General features: G+C 64.3%; 20 protein-coding genes and 1 other annotated feature. Of the genes, 9 read left to right on the top strand and 11 right to left on the bottom strand.

All coding sequences use genetic code 11. The annotated features are described in order from the left end of the window. Window positions 1–320: 320 nt before the first annotated feature. Both ldtR and BJF92_RS05755 read right to left on the bottom strand, forming a co-directional pair. Window positions 321–836, bottom strand: a complete 516-nt coding sequence (gene ldtR, locus BJF92_RS05760) for a transcriptional regulator LdtR (RefSeq protein WP_075633789.1) — start codon at window positions 834–836, stop codon at window positions 321–323. 131 nt (window positions 837–967) lie between these two features. Continuing rightward, window positions 968–1,405, bottom strand: a complete 438-nt coding sequence (locus BJF92_RS05755) for a DUF6163 family protein (protein WP_075633788.1) — start codon at window positions 1,403–1,405, stop codon at window positions 968–970. Window positions 1,406–1,618: 213 nt separating this feature from the next. Here BJF92_RS05755 and hemB point away from each other — a divergent pair, with 213 nt between their 5' ends. From hemB to BJF92_RS05725, 6 genes are all read left to right on the top strand, one after another. Beyond that, window positions 1,619–2,629: a porphobilinogen synthase gene (hemB, locus tag BJF92_RS05750; protein ID WP_075633787.1), complete on the top strand. Its 1,011-nt coding sequence runs from the start codon at window positions 1,619–1,621 to the stop codon at window positions 2,627–2,629. A gap of 159 nt (window positions 2,630–2,788) precedes the next feature. Then, window positions 2,789–3,253, top strand: coding sequence for an RDD family protein (locus BJF92_RS05745; RefSeq protein WP_075633786.1), 465 nt, complete (start codon window positions 2,789–2,791; stop codon window positions 3,251–3,253). 231 nt (window positions 3,254–3,484) lie between these two features. After that, the gene (locus tag BJF92_RS05740; RefSeq protein ID WP_075633785.1) at window positions 3,485–4,282 is read left to right on the top strand and encodes an arginyltransferase; all 798 of its coding nucleotides are present in this window, start codon (window positions 3,485–3,487) and stop codon (window positions 4,280–4,282) included. Between the two features lie 7 nt (window positions 4,283–4,289). Continuing rightward, on the top strand, window positions 4,290–5,171 hold the full coding sequence (locus tag BJF92_RS05735; protein ID WP_075633961.1) for a DMT family transporter: 882 nt from the start codon (window positions 4,290–4,292) through the stop codon (window positions 5,169–5,171). Between the two features lie 134 nt (window positions 5,172–5,305). After that, on the top strand, window positions 5,306–5,527 hold the full coding sequence (locus BJF92_RS05730) for an AbrB/MazE/SpoVT family DNA-binding domain-containing protein (protein ID WP_075633784.1): 222 nt from the start codon (window positions 5,306–5,308) through the stop codon (window positions 5,525–5,527). Continuing rightward, window positions 5,524–5,916 (top strand): type II toxin-antitoxin system death-on-curing family toxin, encoded by a 393-nt coding sequence (locus BJF92_RS05725; protein WP_075633783.1) that lies wholly within the window; start codon window positions 5,524–5,526, stop codon window positions 5,914–5,916. Before BJF92_RS05730 ends, BJF92_RS05725 begins: the two co-directional genes overlap by 4 nt. A 24-nt stretch (window positions 5,917–5,940) precedes the next feature. Here the strand turns inward: BJF92_RS05725 and parC are convergent, their stop codons facing one another. After that, window positions 5,941–8,190 carry a DNA topoisomerase IV subunit A gene (gene parC / locus BJF92_RS05720; protein WP_075633782.1) on the bottom strand — a complete coding sequence of 750 codons (2,250 nt, stop codon included), beginning with the start codon at window positions 8,188–8,190 and terminating at the stop codon, window positions 5,941–5,943. Window positions 8,191–8,370: 180 nt separating this feature from the next. Between parC and BJF92_RS05715 the strand changes: the two genes are divergently transcribed. Further along, the gene (locus tag BJF92_RS05715; RefSeq protein ID WP_075633781.1) at window positions 8,371–9,594 is read left to right on the top strand and encodes a hypothetical protein; all 1,224 of its coding nucleotides are present in this window, start codon (window positions 8,371–8,373) and stop codon (window positions 9,592–9,594) included. 78 nt (window positions 9,595–9,672) lie between these two features. Here the strand turns inward: BJF92_RS05715 and BJF92_RS05710 are convergent, their stop codons facing one another. From BJF92_RS05710 to folP, 4 genes are all read right to left on the bottom strand, one after another. Next, a complete protein-coding gene (locus BJF92_RS05710) occupies window positions 9,673–11,157 on the bottom strand; it encodes a SulP family inorganic anion transporter (protein ID WP_075633960.1) in 1,485 nt (494 codons plus the stop codon). 78 nt (window positions 11,158–11,235) lie between these two features. Next, window positions 11,236–11,291: a sequence feature (sul1 is cis-regulatory element that is thought to sense ions involved in sulfur or methionine metabolism; They are found in Alphaproteobacteria), on the bottom strand. 62 nt (window positions 11,292–11,353) lie between these two features. Next, window positions 11,354–11,848 carry an FUSC family protein gene (locus BJF92_RS05705; RefSeq protein WP_075633780.1) on the bottom strand — a complete coding sequence of 165 codons (495 nt, stop codon included), beginning with the start codon at window positions 11,846–11,848 and terminating at the stop codon, window positions 11,354–11,356. 7 nt (window positions 11,849–11,855) lie between these two features. Beyond that, on the bottom strand, window positions 11,856–13,646 hold the full coding sequence (aspS, locus tag BJF92_RS05700; protein ID WP_075633779.1) for an aspartate--tRNA ligase: 1,791 nt from the start codon (window positions 13,644–13,646) through the stop codon (window positions 11,856–11,858). A gap of 197 nt (window positions 13,647–13,843) precedes the next feature. Further along, window positions 13,844–14,710, bottom strand: coding sequence for a dihydropteroate synthase (folP, locus tag BJF92_RS05695; RefSeq protein ID WP_075633778.1), 867 nt, complete (start codon window positions 14,708–14,710; stop codon window positions 13,844–13,846). A gap of 256 nt (window positions 14,711–14,966) precedes the next feature. Here folP and BJF92_RS05690 point away from each other — a divergent pair, with 256 nt between their 5' ends. Further along, complete coding sequence (locus tag BJF92_RS05690) at window positions 14,967–15,629, top strand: DUF922 domain-containing Zn-dependent protease (protein ID WP_075633777.1); 663 nt, start codon at window positions 14,967–14,969, stop codon at window positions 15,627–15,629. Between the two features lie 885 nt (window positions 15,630–16,514). Continuing rightward, entirely contained in the window at window positions 16,515–18,416 is a 1,902-nt protein-coding gene (locus tag BJF92_RS05685; protein WP_075633776.1) for a DUF3857 domain-containing protein, read from the top strand. A gap of 124 nt (window positions 18,417–18,540) precedes the next feature. Here the strand turns inward: BJF92_RS05685 and BJF92_RS05680 are convergent, their stop codons facing one another. From BJF92_RS05680 to BJF92_RS05665, 4 genes are all read right to left on the bottom strand, one after another. Next, window positions 18,541–19,212, bottom strand: coding sequence for a PadR family transcriptional regulator (locus BJF92_RS05680; RefSeq protein ID WP_075633775.1), 672 nt, complete (start codon window positions 19,210–19,212; stop codon window positions 18,541–18,543). A gap of 305 nt (window positions 19,213–19,517) precedes the next feature. Continuing rightward, the gene (locus BJF92_RS05675; protein WP_075633774.1) at window positions 19,518–20,330 is read right to left on the bottom strand and encodes a ferredoxin--NADP reductase; all 813 of its coding nucleotides are present in this window, start codon (window positions 20,328–20,330) and stop codon (window positions 19,518–19,520) included. A 249-nt stretch (window positions 20,331–20,579) separates the two neighbouring features. After that, the gene (locus BJF92_RS05670) at window positions 20,580–21,086 is read right to left on the bottom strand and encodes a DUF934 domain-containing protein (protein WP_075633959.1); all 507 of its coding nucleotides are present in this window, start codon (window positions 21,084–21,086) and stop codon (window positions 20,580–20,582) included. Between the two features lie 12 nt (window positions 21,087–21,098). Continuing rightward, window positions 21,099–22,769 (bottom strand): nitrite/sulfite reductase, encoded by a 1,671-nt coding sequence (locus BJF92_RS05665; RefSeq protein WP_075633773.1) that lies wholly within the window; start codon window positions 22,767–22,769, stop codon window positions 21,099–21,101. Window positions 22,770–22,776: the final 7 nt, after the last annotated feature.

Below are 22,776 nucleotides of genomic sequence, written 5' to 3'. Positions count from 1 at the left end.
GATGAATTGCCGGGGCGCACATGCGATGTCTCGTCCATCGCTGTCGGGACGATCGACCTGCCCAGCCCGGGATCAACCGCATCAAATAACGGGAATTCGCTCCCGTTTTAGCTGTCACAGCAATATGGCCAAAGCGTGTTTGGCGCGAGGCCCATCCGGCTGAGTAAAGGATGGTTGCGGGGCGATGGTGTCTTTCGCGCAACAGCCATTGCAGCGACCGGCCGCTGTTTTGGCGGCGCGCGGGGATGCAAAACGGCGAAGGCCGGCCGCTTCCCGTCTCGGAAGCGTCCGGCCTTGGAGGGACCCGCAAGCGCGGCGTGTCACATGCGATAGGCGATCGAGTCGTTCCAGAAGCGGTCAAGACGCTGCAGCAGGCGGTTCATCTGGCTGAACTCGTCGGTGCCAATGCCGCCGACCTTCTGGATCGAGCCGATATGGCGCTCATAGAGCTTGGCGACCGTCTCGGCGATTTCCTGGCCGTCGTCCGTCAGGCTGATGCGTACGGCCCTGCGGTCGATGCGCGAGCGCTGGTGGTTGATCAGGCCGAGATCGACCAGCTTCTTGACATTGTAGGAGACATTGGAGCCGAGATAGTAGCCGCGAGAGCGCAGCTCGCCGGCGGTCAGCTCGGCATTGCCGATGTTGAACAGGAGCAGCGCCTGGATCGGATTGACGTCGCTGCGGCCCTGGCGGTCGAATTCGTCCTTGATGACGTCGAGCAGGCGGCGGTGCAGCCGCTCCACGAGGTGGAGCGATTCCATGTAGAGGGCCAGAATCGCTTCTTCCTGCGGATCCTTGACCGGCGCGGGCTGCGCCTTGAGCTTCGCGTTGAGCATGATGTGACCTCTTCCTGTTTGATTGGCGGTCTTGTTGTTTTTACCCGCCTTGGACAGAAGCCTATCGAATGCCCATAAAACTCTACTTAAAACGCAGCGTTAACAGCCTGTTACGTTCAACGCCTCGCTTGTCAGGGTAAATCGTTCCTTGCGGCATGGGCCTGGCGGTAGCGCTGACGGGCGATCACGGCCCGAAACAGGACGAACACCACGGCCACCATTCCATGCAGGATCAGGATCAGCGGCTTCTCGCCGAAGACCTGTGTGTAATAGCCGTACATGACGATTTCGGTCGCGGCCGCGACCACCCAGATCACCGGCCCCCAGGAGACCAGCAGCCACAGGCCCAGAGCCGCCACGGGATAGGTGACCGCCAGCGTGGTGGCCACCACGCGCCACGGCACGGGCAGAAGATCGAAGCGCGCGATGCCGCCATAGGAATAGCCCACCAGCAGCGCCCAATAGTTCAGCCCGGACCAGAAACAGCCGAGCGCGACCAAGCGCAGGAAGAGGGCGAACAGTGTCTCGGCGAGCGAGACCTTGGGAAGCTGGACGGAGTCGAGGGACATGGCGGCGCACCATAAGGCCCTGCGTGCCCACGCGCCAGCGCCAATCGGAGCATGGCGGAGGCGTCGTTCACAGGCGCGTAGCGTCCCGCCGGCTGCGACCGCTCGCCACGCCCGTCGATCCGGCTTTTGCCGCATCCGGCCATGCGTGATAGGAGGACCGCATCTAGGGCCGTCTTCGCCGGCCCTTCTCTCCCTCAGCGATCGGACGATGCCATGACCGACAAGACCCATCTCGTGGACCATATTACCGGCCACCGCCGCATGCGCCGCAACCGCAAGGCGGACTGGACGCGGCGGCTGGTACAGGAGAGCCGGCTGACGGTCGATGATCTGATCTGGACGATCTTTCTGGCGCCGGGGCAGAATGTCATGGATCCGATTCCCGCCATGCCGGGGGTCAGCCGCATGAGCATCGACAAGGCGGTGGAGGCGGTGAAGGAGGCGGCCGATCTTGGCATTCCCGCCATCGCGCCCTTCCCGGATATCGAGATGGACCTGCGCGACCCCACGGGCTCGCACATTCTCGCCGACAATCTCATCAACCAGTTCACCCGTGCGGTGAAGAAGGCCGTGCCCGGCATCGGCATCATCACCGATGTGGCGCTCGATCCCTTCACCAGCCATGGCCATGACGGCATCCTGCGCGAGGGGATCATCGTCAACGACGAGACGGTGGAACAGGTGGTGCGCGCGGCCGTGCTGCAGGCCGATGCCGGCGCCGACATCATCGCCCCGTCCGAAATGATGGACGGCCGCATCGGCGCCATCCGCCGCGGGCTGGATGCGGCGGGGCATCAGGATGTCGGCATCATGTCCTATGCGACGAAATTCTCCTCCGGCTTCTACGGCCCCTATCGCGAGGCGATCAACACCGGCGGCCTGCTCAAGGGCGACAAGAACAGCTATTACATCAGCCCGGCCAATGGCATGGAGGCGGTGCGCGATGCAGCGCTCGATGTGGAGGAAGGGGCCGATATGCTGATGGTCAAGCCCGGCCTGCCCTATCTCGACATCTGTTGGCGGCTGAAAGAAAGCTTCGGCCTGCCGACCTTCGCCTATCAGGTCTCCGGGGAATACAGCCAGATCAAGGCGGCGGCGATGAACGGCTGGATCGACGGCGACCGGGTGATGATGGAAACCCTGCTCTGCTTCAAGCGGGCCGGCTGTGACGGGGTGCTCACCTATTTCGCCGTGGAGGCGGCGCGCAAGCTGGCAAAGGGCTGAAGAGCAGCGTGTCCTGACGAGCTGCGGCGCTGAGCGCACCCCGCGCGCTCGGTACCGAACCTGCGTGTTCCGGATGAAGCATGCCCCCTCTCATGCGTGCCATTGAATATGGCAGGACTGGCCTCCATATTGCATTTCGGACGACCGAAGGAGACTGCCATGTCCATGCGCACTGATGAAATTCGCCTGCCCCCGACCGAATGGACCGCCTATCGCGGCGTCCTGAGCCGGCGCGTCATGGCGTTCGTGGTCGACTATATTCTTGTCGCGGTGCTCTGGATCCCGGCAAGCATCGTGCTCGCCTTTGTCGGTGTTCTGACGCTTGGCCTCGCCTGGCTGCTTTATCCGGCGCTGTTTGCTATTGTTGCCATGCTCTATTTCGGCCTCACGGTTGGCGGTAGAGGGCAGGCCTCGCCCGGCATGCGGATGATGGGCCTGCGGATCGCGCGCACCGATGGCCGGCCGATGGATTTCCTGACCGCCATCGTCCATCTCGTGATCTTCTGGCTCGCCAATGCACTGCTGACGCCGTTCATCGTGCTGATCGGCCTTTTCACAGAGCGCGGCCGCCTGTTGCACGACTTCCTGATCGGCACGGTCACGATTCGCAGCGACAGCTATTGACGATCGAGTGAGTGTCCAGCCGTGGCGCCGATGCGCGCAACGATCTGGAAAAGACGGCCGACAATGCTACCCGGAATGCCCTTGTCGCGACGCGGCAGGGGCCTATTTTTTGCCTGTCATGAAAAGGTCTCGGGTGTGGCGCATGGCCAGCTTGCGCGGTGAGGCAAGCTTTGCCATCATCGCGCGATCCGCAATTCGCACCTGGACAGAGATCCGGCCACACCGCTCCCGATGAACACCCAAACCGCTCCGTCTCCGCAATTTTATCTCACGGCGCCCGCGGCCTGCCCATATCTGCCGCATGAGATGGAGCGCAAGGTCTTCACTCATATGGTGGGCGAGCGCGCGCCCGAGCTCAACGATCTCCTGACCCAGGGCGGCTTCCGCCGCTCGCAGAACATCGCCTATCGCCCGGCCTGCGAGAGCTGCCGCGCCTGCGTCTCCGTGCGCATTCTCGCCGGCGAATTCAAGCCTTCGCGCTCCATGCGCCGCATCCTGTCCACCAACAGCGATCTCGTCTCGGCCGAATATCCGGCAGAACCGTCGAACGAGCAGTACAGCCTGTTTCGCCGCTACTTGGACCACCGCCACCAGCGCGGCGGCATGTCCGACATGTCGGTGCTCGATTATGCGATGATGGTGGAGGACACGCATGTCCACACCAAGATCATCGAATATCGCCTGCGCGTGGAAGGCAGCGGGATTTCCGACACGGCCAAGGGACCGCTGGTCGCCACGGCGCTGACCGACCGGATGGGCGACGGCCTGTCGATGGTCTATTCCTTCTACGATCCGGAGCTGGTCGACCGGTCGCTCGGCAGCTACATGATCCTCGACCATATTCGCCGGGCGCAGGAGCGCGGCGTTCCGCATGTCTATCTCGGCTATTGGGTCAAGGGCTCACGAAAGATGGACTACAAGATAAAGTTCCTGCCGCAGGAACATCTGATGGCGCGCGGCTGGGAACGCTATGATGGCGAGCCCTATGCGCCGCCGGAGCCTGGTGGCCGTCCGGCCGTTCCGCGCTGACGGTATCATGAAAGCGCCTTCAAGCGACCGCCGCCGTGGCCTGGCGATCACGGGTCTCGGCGGTTTGGCCCTGTCCTTCGACATTCCCCTGATGCGCTCGGCCGACGGCGCCTTCTGGCCGGTTCTGGCTGCGCGCAGCCTGTCGATGCTGGTGGCGGCGCTGATCATCTGGTTGGTGCTGAACCGCGTGCTGGGGCGCGCACAACCGCTGCTGCCCGGCCGCGCGGGGCTTCTCGCCGCCCTGCTCTATGGTCTCGGCTCGGTGTTCTTCGTGGCCTCGCTGTTTCATACGGCCTCGGCCAATGTCGTCTTCCTCCTGGCCTTCACCTCGATGTTCGCAGCGCTGATCGCCTGGATCTTCCTGAAGGAGCGCCCGGCACCCGCCACGCTTGTGACCATGGCCGTGATGCTGGCGGGCGTCGCGCTGATCGTCGGCGGCGGCTTCGAGGGCGGTCATCTGACGGGCGATCTCATGGCGGTCGCCTCTGCCTTGAGCATCGCCGGCGCCATCACGCTCGGCCGTGCCAGCATGCGACCCATGGGCCTCGTGCCACTTGTCTCGGCCGCGCTGCCGGCCGGACTGGCACTGGCGATGATGGGCGATGGCTGGGCGATCCAGGCGCCGCAATGGGTGCTGCTCGACGGCTTCGTGCTTCTTCCGCTGGCCTTCTTCTGCCTGGCCACCGGCCCACGCTATCTCTCGGCACCCGAGGTCGGCATGTTCTACCTCCTGGAAACCGTTCTCGCGCCGGTCTGGATCTGGCTGATCTTCGCCGAGGCTCCGACAGGCCGCACGCTTGCCGGCGGCGCCATCCTGATCCTCGCCCTCTTCGCCCATGCCCTCTGGCAGATGCGCCACCGCCAAGCGGCCGAGGCGGCTCTTCGCTGAGCTTATCGCGGCGGTGGGAATGTGGTTTAATCTGCATGAGGGCAAGGCGGGCCGCGGGCGGCACCGTCACGTGGACAATGAGACCTTTGCAAATTTTCCCCTAGGTACGGAACCGAGGGAGATAGGAGACGATCATGCAGGTCGCCATTCAGAAAATCGATGATGCGGAAGGCATCGTCATTCCGAAGGAAGTGCTGGAGGAACTGGGCCTGAAGGCGGGGGACCTTCTGGAGATCGCTGCCGCCAAAGGCGTGATGACCATCACACCGGCTGAATCGACACGGTCACGCCAGCGCGCTGCAGCCCAGCAGTTCATGGATAAATACAAGGTTGCTTTGAAGCGGCTCGCAGAATGACGGAGCCGGTCTTTCTCGACAGATCGATCGTCGAAGATCTACACGACATGCAGATCCATCAGTTCGGCGGTGCTTCAGGGCTGCGCGACGAAGGCGCGCTTGAGTCGGCACTCGGCCGACCGATGAACAAGTTCCACTATGGCTGCGATGACATCATTGAACTCGCGGCAGCCTATCTGTTCGGCCTATGCCGCAATCATGCCTTCGTGGACGGAAACAAGCGGATCGCCATCGTAGCCGCAGCCGTTTTCCTGGCAGAAAACGGCTATGAGATCGAAACAGACGATACGACCCTTTATGACTTCGTCATCTCGATCGCATCCGCCCAGATGCAGGAAGAGGACGTTGTGCACATGCTAAGACGCATCGTCGTCAGGCGCGGCCCATGATTTTGGCCAGAGCGCTCCATCCCCTCACCCCGTAAACTTCCCGCTCCTCGGAAAGCCCTTGGGCACCAGTCTTCCGGCCTCGGCGCGGTCGCCCAGCCATTCGATCAGCTCCTCGCGCGTCTTGGAGAAGCTGCGGCCGGCGCTGTCGGCCCAGGTCAGGCCCTCCTCGATGGCGAAGCAGCGGATGTCGGAAATGCCGCCATCCTTGTAGCGCTGCAGGCGCACGCCCTTGCCGCGGCCCATTTCCGGCACCTGCGCCAGCGGGAAGACCAGCATCTTGCGGTTCTCGCCCACAACGGCGACATGGTCGCCCTTGATCGGCACAGCGAGCTTGACCTCGTCGGGCAGCGCCACATTCATCACCTGACGGCCCTTGCGGGTATTGGCGACGAGTTCGGTCTCGGCCACGATGAAGCCATAGCCCGATGTCGAGGCGATCAGGCGCTTGCGCGCGGGATCGTGGACGAAGGCCGCGAGCACATCCTGGTCGGTGTCCATGTCCACCATGATGCGCAGCGGCTCGCCATGGCCGCGCCCGCCCGGCAGCTTGTCGGCGCCGAGCGTGAAGGCCTTGCCGCCTGTCGTGACGATCAGCAGCCGGTCCGTCGTCATGGCCGGGAAGGCAAGCTTCGGCCCGTCGCCTTCCTTGAACTGCAGGCTGGACGTATCGGCGATATGCCCCTTGAGCGCGCGGATCCATCCCTTCTGCGAGATGACGATCGTCACGGGCTCCTTCTCGATCATCGCCTGCTGGATCGCTTCGACATCGGCCTGTGGCGCCTCGGCGAAATCGGTGCGACGGCGGCCGAGGTCGGTGGCCTTGGAGAAGCGCTTCTTCACATCGGCGATCTCGTCCGAGACCGTCTTCCACTGCTTTTCCGGGCTGTCGAGCAGCGCCTCGATGCCTGCCTTCTCCTTGGTGAGGTTGTCGAATTCGGTGCGGATCTCGAACTCCTCGAGCTTGCGCAGCGAGCGCAGGCGCATGTTGAGGATCGATTCGGCCTGGAGGTCGGTCAGCGAGAAGGCTGCCATCAGCGCGGGCTTCGCCTCGTCCTCCTCGCGGATGATGCGGATCACCTCGTCGAGGTTGAGATAGGCGATGAGATAGCCGCCGAGGATCTCCAGCCGCTTCTCGATCGCCGCCAGGCGGAAGCGCGAGCGGCGCTGCAGCACTTCGCGCCGATGCTGCAGCCATTCGAGCAGCACGTCGCGGATCGACATGACCTTGGGGATGCGTCCCATGGACAGGACGTTCAGGTTGAGCGGGAAGCGGCTTTCCAGCTCTGTCAGCCGGAACAGCGATTCCATCATGATCGTCGGATCGACGCTGCGGCTCTTGGGCACGAGCACCACGCGCACATCCTCGGCCGATTCGTCGCGGATGTCTTCGAGCAGCGGCAGCTTGCGGGCGATCAGAAGCTCGGCCACCTTCTCGATCAGCCGCGACTTCTGCACCTGATAGGGAATTTCGGTGACGACGATCTGCCATGCCCCGCGGCCGAGATCCTCCACCGACCAGCGCGCGCGCACGCGAAACCCGCCGCGCCCCGTGGCATAGGCCTCGATGATCGAGGCCCGGCCGTCGATGATGATGCCGCCGGTCGGAAAATCCGGGCCGGGCACCTTGTCCACCAGCTCCTCGATCGTCGCATCCGGCCGCTTGATCAGAAGCGTGGCCGCATCGCAGAGCTCATGCACATTGTGCGGCGGGATCGAGGTGGCCATGCCCACGGCGATGCCGGAGGAGCCATTGGCGAGCAGGTTGGGGAAGGCGCCGGGAAGAACCACGGGCTCGCGGTTCGATTCGTCATAGGTCTCGCGGAAATCGACCGCATCCTCATCGATGCCGCCCAGAAGCAGCTCGGCGACCGGCGTCATCTTCGATTCGGTGTAACGCATCGCCGCCGGGCTATCGCCGTCGATATTGCCGAAATTGCCCTGCCCGTCGACCAGCGGATAGCGAACGGAAAAATCCTGCGCCAGCCGCACCAGCGCATCATAGATCGACTGGTCGCCATGGGGATGGAAATTACCCATGACCTCGCCGACGATCTTGGCGCATTTGCGAAACGCCGTGTTGGAGCGCAGCCCCATCTCGCTCATCGCATAGACGATACGCCGATGCACCGGTTTCAGCCCGTCGCGCACATCGGGTAGCGCACGATGCATGATCGTCGACAGCGCATAAGCGAGGTAGCGCTCTTCCAGCGCCGCCTTGAGATCGACGGGCTGGATATGATCGTCTGGCCCGGAGGGCGGAAGGCTCTGTCCCATGGGCTTCTGCTACCTCAACAAAAGGTGAACATCAAGCGCGCGCCGTCCCGCGCTTTGTGGACAAGCCGGGCAAACGGCCTGTTTCATCGTCGCGGCCTGCGCCCTATAGTGCCGCCGCTGCGCCGGACGATGGCATGGCGCAAACGAAATGAAAAGCAACCGACCGGAGGAAACCCCTTGATGACCCTGAGCCGCCCCACTCGTTCCACGCCCTTGCGCAAGCGGGCCGTTGGCAGCCTGCTGGCAGGCGTCGCCCTCTTCGCGCTGGCCGCGCCGGCCTTCGCGCTCGACGGGGCCGACATGGTCCGCAAGCTCAATGCCGCCTATTCGCCGTCTGGCGGCCAGATCGCCTATCAGGCGATCGAGGTGGAAGGCGATGTGGTGACGCTCAAGGGCGCCAGCCTCAATCCGCTCAACCAGCCGCCCATCCCGCTCGGCGACATCGCCTTCGAGGGCGTGGCGGAAAAGGATGGCGGCGCCTATTACGTGGAAACGGTCGCGTTCCAGGATCTGGACATGACCCAGGAGGACAGCCACATCACCGCGCGTGACATGGCGATCGGCGGTCTGCAGATCCCGGCCTCCACCACCGGCAACACACTCGACAATCTGCTCTACTACCAGACCGCCGCCAGCGGCCCTGTCACCGTCACCGTGAAGGGCAAGACGGTGTTCTCGATGGAAGCGACGGAAAGCAACGTGTCGCGCCAGGAAGGCGACAAGGGCCTGGAATTCGACGGCAGCGCCACCGGCATCAAGATCGCGCTCGACACGGTCGAGGATCCGAAGTCGCGCGAGACCATCGACAAACTCGGCCTCTCCACGCTGAACGGCGAAATCTCCATGGAAGGCAATTGGGAAGTGGGCAGCGGCACGCTGTCGCTCGACAATCTCGAAGCGGACTTCGACAAGGTCGGCAAGCTCTCCATGACGCTCGGCATGTCGGGCTATACGCCGACCTTCATGAATGCCATCCAGCAGGCGGTGAAGGCCGCCGAGGAGAACCCGAACAAGGAGCAGGCGAACCAGGCGCTGGGCATGTCCATGCTCGGGCTTCTGCAGCAGCTGACGTTCAACACGGCGGAGATCCGCTTCGACGACGCCTCGATCACCCAGCGCCTGCTCGACTATTTCGGCGCGCAGCAGAAGGTCAGCGGCAAGCAGCTGGCCGAATCGCTGAAGGGCCTGACGCCGCTGATGGTGGCGCAGCTCAACATCCCCGAACTGCAGAACCAGATCTCGAACGCGGTCAGCACCTATCTGTCCGACCCCAAGAGCTTCACCATCAGCGCCAATCCGGAAAAGCCCGTGCCTTTCCCGATGATCGCCGGTGCCGCCATGGGCGCGCCGAACACGCTACCCAAGATGCTGGGCGTGAGCGTGGAGGCCAATGCCGGCGAGTGAGCCGGAGGCCATCTGAAACAAAAGAGCGCCGGCCCCTGGAGGCCGGCGTTTTCTTTCGGAAGTGCGCGCAACGCCGGCTCAGTGGCCGGCCGGAAGCGCCTGGCCCTCCTTGTCGTGCACAGCGAAGCGCTCCAGCAGCGGCGCGCTGGCCGCATTTACGCCAGTGACTTCGACCGCCACGCCATGGCGGCGATATTTCAGCACCACCTTGTCCAGAGCACCGACCGCGCTGATGTCCCAGAAATGGGCGGCGCTGACGTCGATCCGCACGGCCGGCACCGGCTCGGCAAAGTCGAAGGCGGCGATGAAGGCCTCGGTCGAGGCGAAGAACAGCTGGCCATCGACGCGATAGGTGCGCAGCCGGCCATCCGCGCTCAACTCGCTGCGCACATGGAAGAGCCGGGCCACCTTGCCGGCGAAGAAGACGCCGGACAGGAGCACGCCGACCAGCACGCCCTTGGCCAGATCATGCGTACCGACGGTGGTGACCACCGTCGCCAGCATCACGATGGAGGAGGATGGCGGATTGCGGCGCAGATCCAGGATCGAGCGCCAGGAGAAGGTGCCGATCGAGACCATGATCATCACGGCCGTCAGCGCCGCCATGGGGATGATGCGCACGAGATCGTCCAGCACCAGGATCAGCACCAGCAGGAAGGCGCCGGCCACGAAGGTGGACAGGCGGCCGCGCCCGCCCGAGGTGACGTTGATCACCGACTGCCCGATCATGGCGCAGCCGCCCATGCCGCCGATCAGGCCGGAGGCGATGTTGCTCACCCCCTGCCCGACACATTCCTGGCTCTTGGAGCTGCCGGTGTCGGTCATGTCGTCGACGATCTGCGCCGTCATCAGCGATTCCAGCAGGCCGACCGCCGCCAGACCAAAGGAATAGGGCAGGATGATCTGCAATGTTTCCAGGGTCAGCGGCACGTTGGGCAGCGCGAAGATCGGCAGGGTCGAGGGCAGCTCGCCGAGATCGCCGACCGTGCGCAGATCCATGCCGGTGAAGACGGCCACCGCCGTGAGAGCGACGATCGCCACCAGCGGCGATGGGATCGCTTTGGTCACATAGGGAAAGAGATAGATGATCGCCAGCGCTGCGGCGATCATGACATAGGTCAGCGGCGGCACGCCAATCAGCTCGGGTAGTTGCGCCATAAAGATCAGGATCGCCAGCGCATTGACGAAGCCGGTGATGACCGAGCGCGAGACGAAGCGCATGACCCGGCCGAGCTTGAGGAAGCCGGCGGCGATCTGGATGACGCCCATCAGCAGCGTGGCGGCGAAGAGGTATTCGAGCCCGTGCTGCTTGACCAGCGTCACCATCAGCACGGCGGTGGCGGCGGTTGCCGCCGAGATCATGCCCGGACGGCCGCCGGCAAAGGCGGAGACGCAGGCAATGGCGAAAGAGGCGAACAGGCCGACCTTGGGATCGACCCCGGCAATGACGGAAAAGCCGATGGCTTCGGGAATGAGCGCGAGGGCCACGACGATGCCGGACAGGAGATCGCCGCGGACATTGCAGAACCATTCGCGCCGGTAGGACGTGAGTGTTGTCGTCATGAGGATGTTTTTCGCAAAGATCATGCATCAGGCGCAGGCATGAGAGCGCGGCGCGGGGGAAATCAGGGGATGCATGTGCGTTGTCTGGCGGATCGGCGGCCAGAAGAGCCACCCGGAGTCACACCGGGTCCGTGGTGATCGGACGCTTATAAGGGCAAAGGCAGGCGGACGCAACGACTGACAAGACGCGCGCGCTTCAGCTCTCTGGGTCGGTCTTGCGGGTGAGATAGAGGGCCGCGCCGAAAGGCAGGCTGACGGCGAGCCCGATGGCCACATCGAGCAGACGGTTGAGCCCGGCGGTTTCCGGCCCCATCAGCTGGATCAGCACGGCGGAAACGCCGGCCTGGATGGCGAAGACCGCCGGCTGGCCGAAGGACGCGCCAATAGCCAGCGACAGGAACACGGCAAGCCCGACGCGAAATTCCCAGGCTGGCCCCGGAATGAACAGAACCGCCTCGCCGATCAGGATGCCGAGGGTGACGCCCAGGAGCACGTTGACGCTCTGGCGCACATGGCTGGCAATGCCCGGCGCCAGGCAGATGATGGCGCCGACGGCGGTGAAAACCGGCTGGGGATGGCCGAGCAGCCAGCGGGAGGTCGCATAGGCGATGGTCGCGGCCAGTGCGGCGGCAACCGCACGCGGCAGGGCGTCTTTCAACCGCCCCCACCACGCCGCGAATGCCGCCGGCATGAGAGCCTCAGTCCTTCTTCGGCTGCGGTACGACGCGCAGGCCGAGTTCGCGCAGCTGCGTCGGCGTGGCCTCGCTCGGCGCGTTCATCAGAAGATCCTGCGCCTGCTGGTTCATCGGGAACAGCGAGATTTCGCGCAGGTTCTTGGCGCCGACCAGCAGCATGATCACCCGATCGATGCCGAAAGCGCAGCCACCATGCGGCGGCGCGCCATACTGGAAGGCGCGGTACATGCCGCCGAAGCGATCCTCGACATCCTGCTTGGACAGGCCGACGAGCTCGAAGGCCTTGACCATCAGCTCCGGCGACTGGTTGCGGATCGAGCCCGAGGCGATCTCGAAGCCGTTGCAGACCGCGTCATACTGGAAGGCCTTGATCGTGAGCGGATCCTGGTTTTCCAGCGCCTCGAGCCCGCCCTGCGGCATGGAGAAGGGGTTGTGGGCGAAGTCGACCTTCTTTTCTTCCTCGCTCCATTCGTAGAACGGGAAATCGACGATCCAGCACAGCTCGAACCGGTCGCGGTCGACCAGGTTCAGCTCCTCGCCGGCCTTGGTGCGGGCTTCGCCGGCGAACTTGTAGAACTTCGCCGGATCACCGGCGACGAAGAAGCAGGCGTCGCCATCATCGAGACCCAGCTGCGTGCGGATCGCGTCGGTGCGCTCGGGGCCGATGTTCTTGGCAAGCGGGCCGGCGCCTTCCAGCACCTCGCCTTCCTTGCGCCAGAAGATATAGCCGAGACCCGGCTGGCCAGTGGACTGCGCCCAGGCATTCATCCGGTCACAGAAGGCGCGGGAGCCACCGGTCTTGGCCGGGATCGCCCAGACCTCGACCTTCGGGTTCGACGCGATCATGTTGGCGAAGACCTTGAAGCCCGAGCCGGCGAAATGCTCGGTCACGGCCTGCATCTCGATCGGGTTGCGCAGGTCGGGCTTGTCGGAGCCATACTTGCGGATCGCCACGTCATAGGGAATGCGCGGCCAGTCCTTCGTCACCGGCTTGCCCTCGGCGAACTTTTCGAACACCTCGGTGATGACCGGCGCCATCGTGTTCCAGACGTCTTCCTGCGTGACGAAGCTCATCTCGACGTCGAGCTGGTAGAACTCGCCCGGCAGGCGGTCGGCGCGCGGGTCTTCGTCGCGGAAGCAGGGCGCGATCTGGAAGTAGCGGTCGAAGCCGGCCACCATCAGGAGCTGCTTGTACTGCTGCGGCGCCTGCGGCAGGGCGAAGAAGGTGCCGGGATGGATGCGGCTCGGCACCAGGAAGTCGCGCGCGCCTTCCGGCGAGGAGGCCGTGAGGATCGGCGTGGTGTATTCGGCGAAACCTGATGCGTTCATGCGGTTGCGCATGTCGGCGATGATCTGGGTGCGCTTGACGATGTTCTTGTGCAGCGTCTCGCGGCGCAGGTCGAGGAAGCGGTACTTCAGGCGCACGTCCTCGGGATAGTCGGGCTCGCCGAAGACCGGGAGCGGCAGCTCCTTGGCGGCGGAAAGAACCTCGATCTCCTGGGCGTAAAGCTCGATCTCGCCCGTCGGCATGGCCTTGTTGACGGTTTCGGCCGTGCGCGCCTTGACCAGCCCGTCGATGCGGATCACCCATTCGCCGCGCACCTGCTCGGCGGTCTTGAAGGCCGGGCTGTCGGGGTCCACCACCACCTGGGTCAGACCGTAATGGTCGCGCAGGTCGATGAAGAGAACGCCGCCATGGTCGCGCACGCGATGCACCCAGCCGGAAAGGCGGACATTGGCGCCGACATCGGAGGGTCTCAGGGCGGCGCAAGTGTGGCTGCGGTAAGGATGCATCGGTCTGTCCTGAAGTCTCGAGAAGGCAAAAGCTTCGCCGCCCCGACAGACAGGCCCCCATGAAGGGATGTCCGAGGCGGCAGTGCAAAATCGGGCGGACAAGCGCATGGACACCGGGCTTTGTCAAGGGAAAGCCGCCCGCGCCCGCCCCTGGAGCCGCGCTTCACCGCAGGCCCGCGCGGCGGCCTGCCGCAATCTCAGCTCTTGGGCGCGCCATGCCGCCTGGCGAGAAGCGCATCGGCCACGAGAAGCGCATCGCGATTCGCCTCCACCGCATGCACCCGGAAGATCGCCGCGCCGGCCATGCGCATCAGCGCGCTGGTCGCCGCCGTCGCGACATCGCGCGCCGCCGCTTCGCGCCCCGTCAGCGTGCCGAGGAAGCGCTTGCGCGAAGTGCCGACGAGCAGAGGAAAGCCGAGCGAAAAAAGTTCGGGCAGCCGGTCCATCAGAGCCAGATTGATCTCGGCCGTTTCCTTGGCAAAGCCAAAGCCCGGATCGAGCACAATCGCGGCCTCCGCCACCCCCGCCCGGCGCGCCACGGCAAGCGAGTGGGCAAAGAACAGGGTCTGGTCCTCGATCACGTCGTCATGCCGCGTCCGGTCGCGGCCGGTGTGCATCAGGCAGAGGCCGGCGCCGGCCTTTGCGGCCACATCGGCCACCTCAGGCTCGCGCCAGAGGCCGTGGACATCGTTGATGAGATGCGCGCCGGCGGCAATGGCCAGCCGGGCGGTCTCGGCGCGGTAAGTGTCGATGGAGAGAATGGCGTCGGTCTCGGCCGCGAGCGCCGCGATCACGGGCAGGATACGAGCCTGTTCCTCCTCGGCGCTCACCGGTGCTGCGCCCGGGCGGGTCGATTCACCGCCGATATCGAGGATCTCGGCGCCTGCGGCGAGGCAGGCTTTGCCATGGGCCACCGCCGCGCCCGGATCCAGATGCGCCCCGCCATCGGAGAAGCTGTCGGGCGTCACATTGACGATCGCCATGATCAGGGCCTTGGGCCCCAGAGTCAGGCTGCGGCCATGGGCGAGCGCCCAGTCTCTGGGCGCGAAGGGATCAATCGTCATTGCCTCTTGCTCTGCGGTCATGGGCTCTCGGGTCATGGTGTCTCGGGTCATGGGCTCTCCGGTCGTCATGGCGCACCTGCCGGCATGAAACAGACCCTTGCCCCAGGCCACAGGCATCCGACTGCCAAAGCTGCGAGAAGGGCCTGCAAGAGCGACCTGCAAAAGGGGCGTTCAACACAGGCGGGCGCTTTCTTCTTGCATCAGCGCAGGCTATGCCCGAAGCTTGGCCCCACTTCAATCGCCCGGACCGCTTCCCATGTCTCTCGTTCCGTCCCGCGCCTTTTCCTCCCGGTCCAGCGCGTCTCTCCTGCGCGGCTGTCTCGTCGCGGCCCTGCTGACGATCCCGGCGGCCATCACCCATGCCGAGACACAGATGGTCAAGACCATCACCTATTTCCCCATCGGCGGAAACACGGCGGAGGAACTGGACAAGGCGCTCTCGGCCCATGGTCCCCTGATGAAGAGCACGGGCGCGCGCCATCCCGGCGCCACCAAGATCAAGTTCGGCGGCACGGTCAGCTATGTCAGCCAGGGCAATCGCTGCTCGGTCGGCACCGCCAAGGTGACGCTGGCGACCCGACTGATCCTGCCGCGCTGGACCCGGCGCGCCCATGCCGACAAGGATCTCGGCCTCGTCTGGGACACGCTCTCCGCCGACATCAAGCGCCATGAGGAGCGCCATGCCGAGATCGCCCGCAACTATGCCCGCGATCTCGAACGCGCCCTGACCGGCCTGCCGCCCCGGGCCGATTGCGCCGCCATGCAGGCGGATGTCGCCAAGGCCACGGCCACGGTTGTGGAAGCGCATGACAAGGCGCAGGCCGATTTCGACCGGCGCGAGGCGATCAATTTCGATCGCCGCATGATTCGCCTGCTGAAATACCGGCTGGAGCAGATCCGCGAAGACGAGCCGAAGTAATTCCACCGGTCGCGACGCATGCGATCCAGAGTTGGAAAATTGGCAACATCGCTTTAAATCATTGAATTCATTTTACTGCGCGCATCTGGATGATCAGATGCGTGCCGCCGCGCGCTATCATTTGCCGCCGCGGACCGAACGCCCGCCACGCAACGACGCCCGCGCGCGTCCTCGATCTCACCACAGCAAATCACCCATAAATTCTCACGATGGAAGAAACCATTGATTCACAGTATTGTTGGATCATAGACATCAAGACAAGCAGTCGAGGCAATCGACAGCGACGCAAAGAATACAGATCATCGATCGTGATGCTGATAAAGCTTGTCGCGATCGAGTGGAGACTGCTTGAGCTTTTGCCGAATGATACGGCAGCTGACAGACTTTATTTGCGAGACTGCCACAATGGCGTGGCTGGAAAGAGCGACGGGCGGTAAGCTGCGATGCGGGTGCCGCAGCCCCGATGGCCTCGCTCCTTGCGAAACTCCACCGGCCATGATGGCACGGCGCACATGATCTTGATCCTTCCCTGCGCAGGCACCGGCTCGGCGACGAGCGGACATGCGCAACCGCGACCTCGCATGGCCCCAGGCCGGCGGAACGGGCGCGACCGGCACGATGTTCTCCTGGCGTATCCCCAGGCATTGCGGATGTTCCCTCCCTCTTCCGCCATGCGATGCGCCCTCCTAGCCCCGCCTGTCCAGCGACGGACCGGCGGGGCTTTTTTTGTCTGCAAGAAGGGAGCCTAGAGCCTTTTCGCCATCAATCAGCAGTCGGTCATATTCTTGCAGCAAAGAAGACGGATCGCTGACGAGGATGGATGCGGCAAGGGTGGCCCGGCAGGCGGGCGCGCGGCCTGTCCGCCACGCTCACGGAGCCCGGAGCATGCGCTGTTCTCACCCTTTCCTTGGCCGTGTCTCCCTTGGCCTCGCCCTTCTGCTTCTGGCCGGGACCGCCGTCGTTACCGATCCCGGCCGCGCGCGAAGCGAGGAGAACGCGCCGGAGAGCGATCGCAGCCGTCATGAGGTCAGGGAGTACCGGATCAATCCGGACCTGACGATGGAAAGCTGGATCACCATCGACGAGACGCCGATCAAGCCGGGCGAGAAGGCCGAGAACACCCGGCATTCTCTCAGCTATTCCCCCGAGACGGAGACGCTCGACGTTGCCGAAGCCTGGACCGTAAAACCTGACGGCACGCGCATGAGCGTGCCGCCCGAGGATATCTTCACCCGCTCGAAGGAGCAGTCGAAGAACGCCCCCGGCTTTAATGCGGATCAAAAGGTCACCGTGCTCTTTCCGCAGGTGGGTCCCGGGACCAAGGTTCACATCCGCTGGCACACGGTGCGGCGGCAGCCACAGCTCTTCGGCGTGAACATTCTGGAAGTGGCTCCCCGGGACCGCCGAGTGGAGGACGAGACCGTGCTGATCGATGCGCCGGCGGATCTGGCGCTGCGCTGGTTTGCCGATCCCGGCATCGAGACCGAGGACCGCACGACCGGGAACCGCCGCGTCATCCGGGCGCATCTGACCGGCATTCCCAAGCTGCGCGTGACCTATCCGACCGTGGCGGATGCGCAGTTCCGCCCACGCTTCATGGCCACCACCCTCACCCGACTGGAGGAAAATGGCGACCGGATCGCCGGCCAGACTGAAGAGCATCTTGACCCGGCCACAGCCGAGCGGGTCAAGCATCTGGCCGACTCGATCGTCGGCGAGAAGAAGGGGCTGGACGCCGCCGCCGCGATCCATGACTGGATCCGTCAGAACATCGCCTATACGGCGCTTGACCTGAATCCGAATGACGGTTGGGTCGAGCATCCGGTCGGCAAGATCCTGGACAATGGCTTTGGCGACTGCAAGGACCAGTCCGCGCTGATGCGGGCCCTGCTACAGGCCGAGGGCATCCGCGCCGAGCGTGCCGTGGTCCAATGGGGCAGTCTCTATGAGCCGATGCCGATCCCTGTCGCCTGGCAGTTCAACCATGTGATCGTCTACCTGCCGGACTTCGACCTGTTCGACAATCCGACGGACAAGCAGGCCCCCTTCGCCACGCTGGACGACGGGCTGGTGAACAAGCAGGCGATGATCATCGGCAAGCCGAGCCGGCTGATGCGCCTGCCGGATGCGCAAGCCGACAAGGTCCACATCACCAACCGGTCCGACCTGACACTTGGCGCCGACGGCACGCTGACCGGCCATGCGACGGTCACCGTCTCGCCCTGGGCCGTGCGCTATTACCAGTTCGAGACCGAGGACAAGGCGGCGTTTTTGACGCGCAATCTGGCAAGCAATGGCCAATATGGCGAGGGAAAGCTGACGGTGAAAAAGCCGGCAAGCTGGCGTGATGACCTGACGATGACCGCCAGCTGGACCGCGCCGGCCGTGGTGGACCTGTCGCAGACTGACGCCGTCCTGCCGCTGCAGGCAGGCTTCGACACCGAGCCCCTGTCCGGCAAGGCCAATCTGCTGCATACGGACGTCAAGGTCGCGCCGTTCACGAGCGAGGTCGGCACATTCGACTGGAACATGACCATCGCGCTTCCTGAGGGCTTCAAGGCAGAGTCCCTGCCGGCATCCGTTCATCTTGCCAATCCGGCCGGCCAGTTCGACAGCACGGTCGAGGCGCAGGGCAACAGGCTCGTCATCACCCGCCGGCTGGTGATGACGCGGCTGGTCACGGCGCCGAAGGATTATCCCGAACTGAAGGCGCTGATGAGCGCCGCCGTGAAGGCCGGCCGCAGTTATGCCATCCTTACACACCTGCCCCCCGCGCAGCGCGGCTGAGCGCCGATCGCGTATCGGACAGAAGTGGGAACCGGCTCCCACTTCTCGACCGTGACGCTCCAAAGGAGCCGAACCCGTCCAAGGGAAGCCGATCGCTCCGATCGGCCGCCCGGCTTGTGCGAGATCAGGGCCGCTCCCCCGCCTCCACCTCGTCGGCCATCTGCAGGAGCAGTCGCACCAGGCCGCCGGCGCGCTTCTCGTCTTCGGCGAGCTTGCGCGCCAGGACATCGCGCAGGTGCAGCATGGCGGCATCCACGCCCGGCGGCAGCGGCGCACCGGCCTGCGGACGGCCCTCGTGACCGTGACCGTCGCGCCTATGCCCCTCGTGCTTGTCGTGCCGCTCGCGCTTCTCACGATGCTCGCCGGCCATTTTCAGCCGCTCCAGGAGCTCCTGCGCGCGCTGGCGGTGCTCGTCCAGATGGGCCTTGCCGTCATCGGTGATGGCGAAGCGCTTTTTGTTGCCGTCTTCCTGCGCGCTGGCATGGCCGGCTTCTTCCAGGAAGGTCAGCGTGGGATAGACCACGCCCGGGCTCGGCGCATAGGCGCCGCCGGTCATCGCTTCGATCTGGCGGATGATCTCATAGCCATGGCTGGGCTCCTTCTCGATCATCAGCAGTACCAGGAGCCTGAGGTCGCCCTGCCCCAGAAGCCGCGTGAAACGCCCGCCCTCATCGCCATGGCCGCGGCCGCCGCGCCCCTCGGGATGGCCATGGCGCCCCTGCCGCTCGTGCCGGCCACCGATCGCCAGCAGGAGATCGCGATCGTGACGACCGCCAACCCATTCAAATCCAAACATATCGAACTCCTTTCGATTTGATTTCGATATATCTTATGCGCCTGCCATGGCGCCTCGTCAACAGATATATCGAAATAGATCGTAAATGGCGTCACATGCTTTGATTGGATCGTGTTTCTGGCGGAGTTAGCCGGACGTAGGTGGCGTTCAGGTCAGGAGAAACTGAGTAATTGAAAAGATATTTGATATATCGAAAAGCACGCCCGCCGCGATACCCCACCGGCATCCCCCGCTCCGCGCCAAAAGAAAAAGGCCGGCCCCGAGATCCGGAACCGGCCTTTCGCATCAAGACAAGCCTAAAAAGATCAGCCGACGAAGGCGCGCTCAATCACGAACTCGCCGGGCTTGTTGTTAGCGCCTTCGGTGAGGCCGGCCGCTTCAAGAAGCTCCTTGGTTTCCTTGAGCATCTCGGAGGAGCCGCAGATCATCGCGCGGTCGACCGCGGGATCGAAACCGGTCATGCCGATATCGGAGAACAGCGTGCCATTGCGGATCAGGTCGGTGATGCGCCCGGTCTTGTCATAGGCCTCGCGCGTCGTGGTCGGATAATGGCGCAGCTTGTCGCCCACCAGTTCCGCCAGGAATTCATGGTTGCGGATCTCTTCCATCAGGTCGAGGCCATAGGTCAGCTCGGCCACCTCGCGGGTGGTGTGGGTCAGGATGACCTCTTCGAACTTTTCGAAGGTCTCCGGCTCGCGAATCAGGCTGGCGAAGGGCGCGATGCCGGTGCCGGTGGAGAACATGAACAGGCGGCGGCCGGGGGTAAGCGCGTCGAGCACCAGCGTGCCGGTCGGCTTCTTGCGCATCAGCACGGTGTCGCCGGGCTTGATCGCTTGGAGATGCGAGGTCAGCGGGCCATCCGGCACCTTGATCGAGAAGAACTCCAGCTCCTCGTCCCAGGCCGGGCTGGCGATCGAATAGGCGCGGTAGATCGGCTTGCCCTCGACCATCAGGCCGATCATGGCGAATTCGCCGGAGCGGAAGCGGAAGCTTTCCGGGCGGGTCATGCGGAAGCGGAACAGCCGGTCGGTATAGTGCTGAACCTCGGTGACGGTTTCAGCGAACACGCCGGCCGGAATGGTGGCGGCGAAGTCTTCGGTCTTGGCCGGAGCATTCATGTCGATGTCGATCCTTCGATGGTGCCGCTCGCCATCTGCCGCCTCCGACACGGGGTTTGCCCCCGCATCCCGGCGCCTCCGGCGCGCATGCTTTACGTCAATATGGCCTCGCCATTCCGCTTCGCAACAGCGAAAACGTTTCGCAACCGACAGGCGCGCGCGAAAGGGCGGCTGCCGGTTGCCTTATTTTCCGTCCCAACCCTTGCGAACCGACCGAACCCGTCGAAGCTGGCCGGCCGGGGTCGGATGTCAGGAAACGCGCCGCCAGCTATAGCCGCCGGCCTTGTCGGCCGGCTTGGCGGTCGGCTGGTAGTGATGCGGAATGCCGGGCAGACAGTTTTCTTCCAGGCGCTTGATCGCCGTGGCATTGGTCACGGCGACGCTGTCGATGCCGCAGCGCAGCATCAGGGGGATCTGGTCGATCAGCACGTCGCCAACCGCGCGGATCGCGCCATGATAGCCGAGACGGCTGCGCAGCAGCGAGGCATGGCTGAAGCCGCGCCCGTCATTGAAGGCCGGGAAGGACAGCGCCACCAGCGCAATGCGGTCCAGGAAGGGCTGCAGGGCGATGACATCGTCGGCAGGCGCGATCAGCACGCCGAGCTCGCGCTCGCCATCCCCCGCTTTCGCCAGGAAATCGGCAAGCGGCAGAAGCGGGCGCTCATTGTGGCCGGCCTTGGTCTCTTCCGTCTCGATCACCCAGGGGTCGTCGCTGACAAAACCGGCCTCGTTCCAGATCTTCGGCGTGGTGCTCATCATCAGGTCCCCTTACGCTGCGGCCTGGGTGGCGCCATAGAGCGCATCCTTGAAGGGCTGGGGGCCGACCCGGCGATAGGCCTCCAGGAAGGTCTCCGACTGTTCCAGCCGCAGGCCGAGATAGGTGTCGACGATGGTCTCCACCGCATCCGTGACCTTCTCCGGCTCGAAGCCGCGGCCGATGATCTCGCCGATCGAGCTGTTCTCGTCGCCCGAGCCGCCCAGCGTAATCTGATAGAGCTCGGCGCCCTTCTTCTCCACGCCCAGCAGGCCGATATGGCCGACATGGTGATGGCCGCAGGCATTGATGCAGCCGGAGATCTTGATCTTCAGCTCGCCAATTTCTGCCTGCCGCTCGGCCGCGCCGAAGCGGGTCGAAAGCTCCTGCGCCAGCGGAATGGAGCGCGCATTGGCCAGCGCGCAATAATCCAGCCCCGGACAGGCGATGATGTCGGTGATCAGGCCGGCATTGGCGGTTTCGAGCCCATGCGCCAGGAGGCCGCGATAGAGAGGCTCCAGATCGGCCAGCGCCACATGCGGCAGGATCAGGTTCTGCTCATGGCTGACGCGGATCTCGTCAAAGGCGAATTCCTCGGCCAGATCGGCCACCGCATCCATCTGCTTGTCGCTGGCATCGCCCGGAATGCCGCCGATCGGCTTCAGCGAGACGGTCACCATGCCGTAATCGGGGTGCTTGTGCGGGGCAACGTTCTGATCGACCCAGCGGGCGAAGCCGGCATCGGCCTTCTTCCAGCGCGCCAGCGCCTCCCAGCCTTCCGGCCGGTTCTTCAGCTCCGGCGGGGCAAAATAGGCGGTGATGGCGGCGATATCCGCATCGGGCAGCTTCAGCTCGCTATCCTTCAGCTGCAGGAATTCCTGCTCCACCTGGCCGGCCAGCTCTTCTACGCCGGTTTCGTGCACCAGGATCTTGATGCGCGCCTTGTACTTGTTGTCGCGACGGCCGTGCAGGTTGTACACGCGCATGATCGCGGTGGTGTAGGAGAGCAGATCCTCTTCCGGCAGGAAATCGCGGATCTTCTTGGCGATCATCGGCGTGCGGCCCTGCCCGCCGCCGACATAGACGGCAAAGCCGATTTCGCCTGCCTCGTTCTTCTTCAGATGCAGGCCGATATCATGCACCTGGATCGCCGCGCGGTCGCGCTCGGCGCCCGTCACCGCGATCTTGAACTTGCGCGGCAGGAAGGAGAATTCCGGGTGGACGGAAGACCATTGCCGCAGAATTTCGGCATAGGGGCGCGGATCGGCCACCTCGTCCGCGGCGGCGCCGGCGAAATGGTCGGCCGTGACGTTGCGAATGCAATTGCCCGAGGTCTGCAGCGCATGCATCTCGACGCTGGCGAGCTCGGCCAGAATATCGGGCGTATCGGCCAGCCGCGGCCAGTTGTACTGGATGTTCTGGCGCGTGGTGAAATGGCCATAGCCGCGGTCATATTTGCGGGCGATATGGGCGAGCATGCGCAGCTGCTTGCTGTTCAGCGTGCCATAGGGAATGGCCACGCGCAGCATATAGGCATGCAGCTGCAGATAAACGCCGTTCATCAGGCGCAGCGGCTTGAACGCATCCTCGGCGAGCTCGCCCGACAGGCGCCGGCCGACCTGATCGCGAAACTGCGCGACACGCTCGGACACGAAGGCATGATCGAATTCGTCGTAACGGTACATGAAACTG

The sequence above is a fragment of the Xaviernesmea rhizosphaerae genome (assembly GCF_001938945.1).
GTDB lineage: Bacteria > Pseudomonadota > Alphaproteobacteria > Rhizobiales > Rhizobiaceae > Xaviernesmea > Xaviernesmea rhizosphaerae.
This window is presented reverse-complemented; position numbering and strand designations above follow the sequence as displayed.